Source organism: Brevundimonas sp. (assembly GCF_035999125.1).
GTDB lineage: Bacteria > Pseudomonadota > Alphaproteobacteria > Caulobacterales > Caulobacteraceae > Brevundimonas.
On sequence record NZ_DASYGX010000003.1, the window covers coordinates 160,030 to 167,864 of the forward strand.

The 7,835-nt window shown below is 71.0% G+C and carries 8 protein-coding genes; all 8 read left to right on the plus strand.

The window, feature by feature from the left end; genetic code table 11:
• The first annotated feature begins 164 nt into the window (after positions 1-164).
• The 8 genes from VGN45_RS01640 to VGN45_RS01675 all read left to right on the plus strand — a co-directional run bounded on the left by VGN45_RS01640 (position 165) and on the right by VGN45_RS01675 (position 7,149).
• Positions 165-1,148, plus strand: coding sequence for a heme o synthase (locus VGN45_RS01640; protein WP_327458614.1), 984 nt, complete (start codon positions 165-167; stop codon positions 1,146-1,148).
• Positions 1,139-1,312, plus strand: a complete 174-nt coding sequence (locus VGN45_RS01645; protein ID WP_327458616.1) for a hypothetical protein — start codon at positions 1,139-1,141, stop codon at positions 1,310-1,312. Before VGN45_RS01640 ends, VGN45_RS01645 begins: the two co-directional genes overlap by 10 nt.
• A complete protein-coding gene (locus VGN45_RS01650; protein WP_327458618.1) occupies positions 1,309-1,848 on the plus strand; it encodes a cytochrome c oxidase assembly protein in 540 nt (179 codons plus the stop codon). Before VGN45_RS01645 ends, VGN45_RS01650 begins: the two co-directional genes overlap by 4 nt.
• A gap of 72 nt (positions 1,849-1,920) precedes the next feature.
• Positions 1,921-2,817, plus strand: coding sequence for a cytochrome c oxidase subunit 3 (locus VGN45_RS01655; RefSeq protein ID WP_327458620.1), 897 nt, complete (start codon positions 1,921-1,923; stop codon positions 2,815-2,817).
• A 31-nt stretch (positions 2,818-2,848) separates the two neighbouring features.
• Positions 2,849-3,544 (plus strand): SURF1 family protein, encoded by a 696-nt coding sequence (locus VGN45_RS01660; protein ID WP_327458622.1) that lies wholly within the window; start codon positions 2,849-2,851, stop codon positions 3,542-3,544.
• 50 nt (positions 3,545-3,594) lie between these two features.
• Entirely contained in the window at positions 3,595-4,803 is a 1,209-nt protein-coding gene (locus tag VGN45_RS01665) for a pitrilysin family protein (RefSeq protein ID WP_327458624.1), read from the plus strand.
• A gap of 59 nt (positions 4,804-4,862) precedes the next feature.
• Positions 4,863-5,435 carry a GNAT family protein gene (locus VGN45_RS01670; RefSeq protein ID WP_327458626.1) on the plus strand — a complete coding sequence of 191 codons (573 nt, stop codon included), beginning with the start codon at positions 4,863-4,865 and terminating at the stop codon, positions 5,433-5,435.
• Between the two features lie 40 nt (positions 5,436-5,475).
• Positions 5,476-7,149, plus strand: a complete 1,674-nt coding sequence (locus VGN45_RS01675) for a bifunctional diguanylate cyclase/phosphodiesterase (RefSeq protein WP_327458628.1) — start codon at positions 5,476-5,478, stop codon at positions 7,147-7,149.
• Positions 7,150-7,835 lie beyond the last annotated feature (686 nt).

Genomic DNA, 7,835 nt, shown 5'->3' on the forward strand with positions numbered 1-7,835 from the left:
TGCGCGAAGGCGCATGGGGAGGACCGGTCGCGACAGCGACCAGGAGGGGGCGGCTCAGGCTGATGGTCCGAGCCTCTGATCCTCACGTCGGCGTCGCCCCCTCCTGGCGCCTTCGGCGCCTGTCCTCCCCACCGCCCTTCGGCGATGGAGAGGTGACTGGACCCATGACCCCTCCCGCGCCCCCCACAGTCCTGAGCACCACCCAGCCGGAGGAATGGTTCCAGCTGCTGAAGCCGCGGGTGATGTCGCTGGTGGTGTTCACCGCCCTGACCGGCCTGTTCGCGGCGCCGGGCGATCCGCGACTGTGGGAGGGCCTGATCGCGGTCCTGTGCATCGCCGTGGGGGCCGGGGCGGCCGGCGCCTTCAACATGGCGCTGGAGAGCGAGACCGACGCCCTGATGCGCCGCACGCGCGGGCGCCCGACCGCATCGGGCCGCGTGCGCAAGAACGACGCCCTGGCGTTCGGCGCGGTGCTGAGCCTGTTCTCGGTCACCCTGCTGGGCATGAACGCCAGCTGGTTCGCCGCCGGCCTTCTGGCGATGACCATCGTCTATTACGCCGTCTTCTACACCCTGATGCTGAAGCGGCGGACCGCCCAGAACATCGTCATCGGGGGCGCGGCCGGCGCGTTCCCGCCGGTGATCGGCTGGGCCGCGGCCACCGGCGAGGCGCCGTGGCAGGCGTGGCTGCTGTTCCTGATCATCTTCCTGTGGACACCGCCGCACAGCTGGGCCCTGGCGCTGTACTCGGCCGGCGACTACGCCCGCGCCGGAATCCCCATGATGCCGGTGGCGCGCGGCGCCAGGTCCACGCGGCTGCAGGTGCTGCTGTATTCTTTGATCCTGGTCCCGGTCGCGGTCCTGCCCGCCTTCGTGGGCCTGGGCGGGCGCGGCTATCTGGCGGTGTCGGTTGCGGGCGGGGCGCTGTTCCTGCTGCTGGCGTGGCGCCTGTATCGCAGCCGCGCGGGCGACCAGCCGGACAAGGCCGAGGCCGTGGGTCGAGAGGCCGCATTGTACGACGTCCGCGCCGAGGCCAAACCGGCGCGAAACCTGTTCGCCTATTCGATCCTGTGGCTGTCGGCGCTGTTCGCCGCCCTGCTGATCGAACATCTGCCGGCGAGCGCTCTGGAGTGCCCCACATGCGTCTGACCGATCAGGAACTGGCCGCCCGCAAGCGCCGCAATCTGTGGATCGCCGGCGGTCTGGTGGCCTTCATGGTGCTGGTCTTCCTGACCACCTTCCTGCGCATGCAGCGCAACATGGAAGAGGCCCGCGCCATGCGTGCCAACGCCGTCGCGGAGGCTCCGCGATGAGGAAGGACCACGCCATCGCCGCCGCCTGCGCCGGGACCGTCCTGCTGATGACCGGCGCCGCCTTCGCCGCCGTGCCGCTGTACGACCTGTTCTGCCGCGTCACCGGATTCGACGGCACGACCATGCGGGCGGACGAGCCTTCGAAAATCGTGCTGGAAGACACCGTCATGGTGCGGTTCGACACCAACGTGCGGGACCTGCCCCTGACCTTCAAGGCGCGCCAGGTTCGCCAAAGGCTGCGCATCGGCGAGACGGGCATGGCCTGGTTCGACGTCACCAACACGTCCGACCGGCCCGTGGGCGCCACGGCCGCCTACAACGTCGTGCCGGAGAAGGCGGGCCCCTATTTCCAGAAGCTGCAGTGCTTCTGTTTCGAGGGCCAGGTGATCGCGCCGGGCGCCACCGTGGCCTTCCCGGTCCAATACTTCATCGCCCCGGAGATGGCGACCGACCGCGAGGGTCGCGGCATCGCCGAAATCACGCTCAGCTACACCTTCTGGCCGACCAAGGACTTCGATCAGGCCGTGGCCGGTTGAGGTCTGGCGTCCCGCCGAGGCGGGCGCTATAGCCACCCCCAAATCCCGTTTCCCAAGAGACGACCGAGACACATGGCCGACGCCCACGCCGCCCCGCACCACGACTATCACCTGGTCGATCCCAGCCCCTGGCCGCTGGTCGCCTCCATCGCCGTGACGGTGATGATGATCGGCGCGGTGGCTTGGATGAAGGGGGTGCTCGGCCTGCCGGAGGGGACCAGCTGGCTGTTCTTCGCCGGCCTGGCGGGGGTGCTGTACTCGATGTTCGGCTGGTGGTCGGACGTGATCAAGGAAAGCCACAAGGGCGATCACACGCCGGTGGTGTCGATCGGCCTGCGCTACGGCATGGTGCTGTTCATCGCCTCGGAGGTGATGTTCTTCGCCGCCTTCTTCTGGATGTTCTTCGAGATGGCGATCTTCAACGAAGCGCGCGCCGCCATCCCGCAGGTGGGCCTGTGGGCCGACACGGCGGCCGCCTGGGCCGGTTCCGACGGCGGCATGATCTGGCCGCCGCGCGGCGTGCACACCCTGGACCCCTGGGCCCTGCCGCTGCTGAACACCGTCATCCTGCTGCTGTCGGGCACCACCGTGACCTGGGCCCACCACGCGCTGCAGGTCGGCGACCGCAAGGCGGCCAAGACGGGCCTGCTGATCACCGTCCTGCTGGGCGTGCTGTTCACGGCGGTTCAGGCTTATGAGTACCAGCACATCATCCACGAGAACCTGTTCTTCAACGAGGCGGCGGCCAACTCGGGCCTGTACGGCTCGATCTTCTTCATGGCGACGGGCTTCCACGGCTTCCACGTGCTGATCGGCACCCTGTTCCTGACGGTCTGCCTGCTGCGCCTGATGGCCGGCCAGTTCTCGCCGGAGAAGCATTTCGGGTTCGAGGCCGCGGCCTGGTACTGGCACTTCGTGGACGTGGTCTGGCTGTTCCTGTTCGCCTTCGTCTACGTGACGTTTGGGTGAGTGATCTTTCTCCCCTTGCGGGAGAAGGACGATGAAGCGTTTCCCCTGGATCCTGACCGTCGTCACCGTCGCGGCCCTGGCGGCTCTCGTCTCTCTGGGCACGTGGCAGTTGCGGCGGCTCTCGTGGAAAGAGGGGCTGATCGCCCAAGCTGAGGCGGCGCGCGACCAACCGCCCGTCGATCTGGCCGAGGTCGGCGACCTCCCCGATCCGGAGTTCCGCCGCGTCGTCGCCGGCTGCGACATGCGCAACCGGCCCTACGTCGAACTGCAGACCATCCACGAGGGCGAGCCGGGCGTGCGCCTAATCTCCGCCTGCCGGGGCTGGTTGGTCGACATGGGCTTCGTGTCGGAAAAGATCAGCGCGCGGCCGCCCGCCACGAACGTCCCTCCGGCCGGCCCCGGCCTCATTCCCTATTGGACGGCCCAGGTGCGCGCCGTCGACGCGCCCAGCCCCTTTGCCCCGCCGCCGTCGAACGGCCGCTTCTTCGCCCGCGACGCCGCCGCCATGGGCGAGGCCCTGGGCCTGAGCGAGCCGCCTCCGCCTTGGGTGCTCTACGCCGAGACCTCGCCCCTGCCCGAGTGGCTGGCCTTGCAGGCCGCCCCCCCGCCGCCCGCCTTTTCCAACAACCACCTCGGCTATGCCCTGACGTGGTTCGGGCTGGCGATCGCGCTGGTCGGCTTCTATGTGGCCCTGCTTCGCCGACGCCTGAGAAAGCCCGCGCCCTGACCCCCACGCTCACAACCCTGTCCAACGGCGTCCGCGTCACAGCCGACCCCATGCCGGGGCTGAAGACCTTCGCCCTGACCGTCACCGTCGGCGGCGGCTCCCGTTGGGAGGGGCCCGCCCGCGCCGGCTGGTCGCACTTCCTGGAGCACCTGGTCTTCAAGGGCGCCGGCGACATGGACGCGCGCGAGATCGTGGAGCGCGTGGAGCGCGAGGGGGGTCATGTCAACGCCGCCACCGGCCACGAGCGCACGTCGTTCGAGGTGCGCGGCGTCGACGGCTCGCTGGACATGGCGCTGCAGGTCGTCTCCGACCTGATCCTGCGGCCCACGCTGGATCCGGCCGAGATCGACCGCGAGAAGGACGTGGTGGCCCAGGAGATCGCCGACGCCTTCGACACGCCCGACGACCACGTCTTCGAAATGGCCCAGGCCCAGGCCTATCCGGACCAGCCGCTGGGACGGCCGATCCTGGGCACGGTCGCGGCGCTGAAGCCGGCGACGCGCACGGACGTCGAGGCCTGGCGCGCGGCCCTGTATGCCCCCGAGCGGCTGGTGGTCGCGGCCTCCGGCGCCGTCGATGCGCACCGGCTGGTCGAGGCGGTGGCCCGCCGGTTCGGCGACGCGTCCGGGCCCGCCGCGACGCCGCCGGAGACGGCCCGTTTCGTCGGGGGTCAGGCGGCGCTTCGGCGGCGGATCGAGCAGGCCAATCTGGTCTTCCTGGCCCCGGCGTGCGGCGTGCGCGACGCGCTGTATCCCGCGACCCGCCTGCTGGCCGAAATCCTGGGCGGGGGCATGGCGTCGCGTCTGTTCCAGAAGGGGCGCGAGGAGCTGGGGCTGGCCTATGCGATCGACGCCTGGTTCGACGCCTATGACGAGACCGGCCTGATGGGCGTCTACGCCGGCTGCGCGCCCGACCGCGCTGAGACCCTGGCCCGGGTCTGCGCGCGCGAGATGCACGACCTGGCGACGCGGGGTCCGACCGAGGCCGAGCTGGCGCGGGCCAAGGCCGTTCAGGTCGCGGGGCTGCTGATGTCCGACGAGAGCCCGACGTCGCGCGCGGGCCGGGCGGCGGCCCAGACCCTGATCTTCGGCGCGCCGATTCCGGCGGAGGTTTCGGTGGCCCGCGTGCGCGAACAGACCGTCGAGACGGTGCGCGCCGCCGCCCGGCTGGCCCTGGACGGACGCAGCGCCGCGGCCGTTCTGGGCCCCGCCGCGGCGCACGGGGCCGGGCGCGTCTTCGCCGAGGCGCTGGCCGGTTAGGCTCACGGAGGTCCGCGCGCCGGTTGCCGAACGGGCGTTTCGGGCGTTAGCTGATCGACATGGCCCTGCTGGACTGGATCGGCGAGCGGATGAGCCCGGGCGTGGCCGCCCACGGCGTCACCCTGCGCGCCCCTCGTGCCGGAGATCATGCGGCCTGGGCCGCGCTGAGGGCCGAATCGCGCGACTACCTGACGCCGTGGGAGCCGACCTGGCCTGAGGACGATCTGAGCCGCACCGCCTTTCGTCGCCGTTTGGCGATCTATGCGAGGGAACAGGAGGCGGGGGCCGCCTGGCCCATGTTCGTCTTCGCCCGGGACGATCTGGTCGGGGCCATCACCCTGTCGAACGTGCGGCGCGGCGTGGCCGAGACGGGCACCCTCGGCTACTGGATCGGGCGTCCCTTCGCAGGGAGGGGGCTGGGCACGGCCGCCGTGCGGGCCATGGTGGATCACGCCTTCGCCGATCTGGGTCTGCACCGGGTGGAGGCGGCCTGCGTCCCCACCAACCACGCCTCGCGCCGGGTGCTGGAAAAGGCGGGGTTCGAGCCCGAGGGCCGGGCGCGGGCTTATCTCAAAATTAACGGCGAATGGGCAGATCATCTTCTGTTCGGGAGGGTGCGCGACGCGCCATGACGGCCCGGGCGCGTCAAGAATTTCAGGGAGCCCCTGGGGCGTGCAGACCCGGTCCAGAGCCCTCGCGTGGGACGCGACCACAGCGATCGAGGCTCTGGCGGGAGCCGAGGCCGCGCTGTGGGAGTGGACGCCGGGGGCCGACCGCCTGCGCTTCACCGGCGCTACCGGCGCCCTGGGGCTGGGCCCTCTGGCCCCGGAATGCTCCAGCGCCGCCTTCGTCGCCCTGACCCTGCCGCAGGACAGATCGCTGGCCGAAGGCCTGCTGAAACCTCAGCCTGAGGGCGCCGAGGTCGCGCTGCGTCTGCGCATGCGCGACGGCCGCCTGGCGGTCTGGCGCGGCGTCTGGCTGGAGGACGGGCTGAGGGCGGCCGGCCTCGTCGCCTGCGACGTGAAGTTTTCCGGCTCCGACCGCGACCCCCTCACAGGTCTGCTGGACCGCCGCGCCTTCGTCGCGCGGGTGGCCGAGACCCTGTCGCGGACGGGCCCGGTGGAGATCGTGGTGGCCGACGTGGACCGGCTGCGCCGCCTGAACGAGGCGTTGGGGCACGAGCGGGCCGACATGGTCCTGTCGGCGCTGGGTTCGCGCCTGGCCGCCGCCTTTCCGCCCGAGGCCGCGCCGTCCCGCATCGGCGAGGACGAGTTCGCCGTGGTGTGCCGCGCCTCGCCCGGCGGCCGCGCGCCCGCCGACCGCCTGCGCGAGGCGCTGGAACAGCCGCTGCGCGTCGCCGGCTTCGACATCTATCCGACCGTCTCCATCGGCGCGGTGGACGCCGAGGGCGGGCCCGACGCGCCGGACGCGGGCGAACTGCTGCGGCGGGTCGAGCTGGCGGTGGAACAAGCCAAGACCGCCGGGCGCGGCGGGGCCGCCGCCTATGGCCGCGCGCTGGAAAGCGACAGTCTCAGCCGGCTGGCCATGGAGGCGGACCTGCGCAACGCCTTCGTGCGCGGCGAGATCGAGCCCTTCTTCCAGCCGATCGTGAACCTGTCGAGCGGCGCGGTGGCCGGGTTCGAGGCCCTGGCCCGGTGGCGGCATCCGACGCGCGGCCTGGTGCCGCCGGACGAATTCCTGGGCCTGACCGACGAGATGGGCCTGATGAACGATCTCGGCCTGCTGATGATGACGCGGGCGTCGCGCCAGCTGGCGGAATGGCTGCGGCGCCACCCCTCGGCGGGCGCCCTGTTCTGCAGCGTCAACCTGTCGGTGGGCGAGATCGAGCGGCCCAATCTGGTGGAGGACGTCTCACGCGTCATCGCGGACGCCGGCCTGCCGCGCGGCGCGCTGAAGCTGGAGGTCACCGAGGGCGACATCATGCGCGACACCGCGCGCGCCGCCGAGGTGCTGAGCCGGCTGAAGGCCGCAGGGGCCTCGCTGGCGCTGGACGACTTCGGCACCGGCTTCTCGTCCCTGACCTGGCTGGCCAAGCTGCCCTTCGACACGCTGAAGATCGACCGCTACTTCGTGCTGACGATGGACAAGGACGAGGGCTCGGCCAAGATCGTGAAGTCGGTGGTCGCCCTGGGGCGCGACCTGTCGCTGGAAGTGGTGGCCGAAGGGGTCGAGAACGCAGGCCTGGCGCGCCGCCTGATCGACGCCCAGTGCCACTACGGCCAAGGCTTCGGCTACGCCCCCGCGCTGAACGCCCAGGAAGCCGAGGTCTACCTGAACGAATCCCTCGCCGACGGCGCGGCGCCGATCAAGGCGCGGTCGGCCTGAGGCACGGCGGCGTCATCGCCGCCGGGCCACGCCTGTCCTTCCCCCCTTGCGGGGGAAGGTGGCAGGCGGAGCCTGACGGATGGAGGGTGAAACACCGGCCCGTCCGATGCGTTCCGCAAACCTTAAAGGAGCGCGGACCTCCAGGTCCGCGAATCCGGCGGCGCTGCAAGTCGCGGACGTGGACGTCCGCGTTCCTTCCATGCGGCGACATGGCCCGCGAAATCGTCACGACTTCTTCCTTCTTTCCTCACCCTTTCAGCGCCTTGCGTTTTTCCATCCCCGACTTTCCGACGTCGGTTCGGGGCTGCGGCAGCATTTGGGGGTTCCGTCGCGGGGGAGGGCGCAAGGCCTTGCGAGCTTGTCGCGGCGGGAGCGGTTCGAGCGGGGGCTGCGTCGGGAACTCCTATGTTCCTGAGCGGCCGGTGCTGGTCTCGACGCGGGTTCCGCGGTCCTCCTGCCCTCAAGCAGCGAGGCCCCGCGGGCCGAGCGATAGGGCCAAACATCATGGCGCGTCACGGGAAGGCGCGCGTCCGGGTCCGGGGTTCGCAAGTCTCCCGCCCGCCCGCCAGGGGCGCGTCCGTTAGTCGCCAAGCAGCGGCCCTATGCGGTGGTTCCGGCCACCTCGGACAGCTCCTGATCAGACGAGCCGCGCGGAGCGTCGTCGCGAAGCCGAAACGGTAAACTCA

Coding starts and splice junctions, on each gene's coding strand:
- VGN45_RS01640 (WP_327458614.1), top strand. CDS start 165: ATGACCCCTCCCGCGCCCCCCACAGTCCTGAGCACCACCCAGCCGGAG.
- VGN45_RS01645 (WP_327458616.1), top strand. CDS start 1,139: ATGCGTCTGACCGATCAGGAACTGGCCGCCCGCAAGCGCCGCAATCTG.
- VGN45_RS01650 (WP_327458618.1), top strand. CDS start 1,309: ATGAGGAAGGACCACGCCATCGCCGCCGCCTGCGCCGGGACCGTCCTG.
- VGN45_RS01655 (WP_327458620.1), top strand. CDS start 1,921: ATGGCCGACGCCCACGCCGCCCCGCACCACGACTATCACCTGGTCGAT.
- VGN45_RS01660 (WP_327458622.1), top strand. CDS start 2,849: ATGAAGCGTTTCCCCTGGATCCTGACCGTCGTCACCGTCGCGGCCCTG.
- VGN45_RS01665 (WP_327458624.1), top strand. CDS start 3,595: ATGCCGGGGCTGAAGACCTTCGCCCTGACCGTCACCGTCGGCGGCGGC.
- VGN45_RS01670 (WP_327458626.1), top strand. CDS start 4,863: ATGGCCCTGCTGGACTGGATCGGCGAGCGGATGAGCCCGGGCGTGGCC.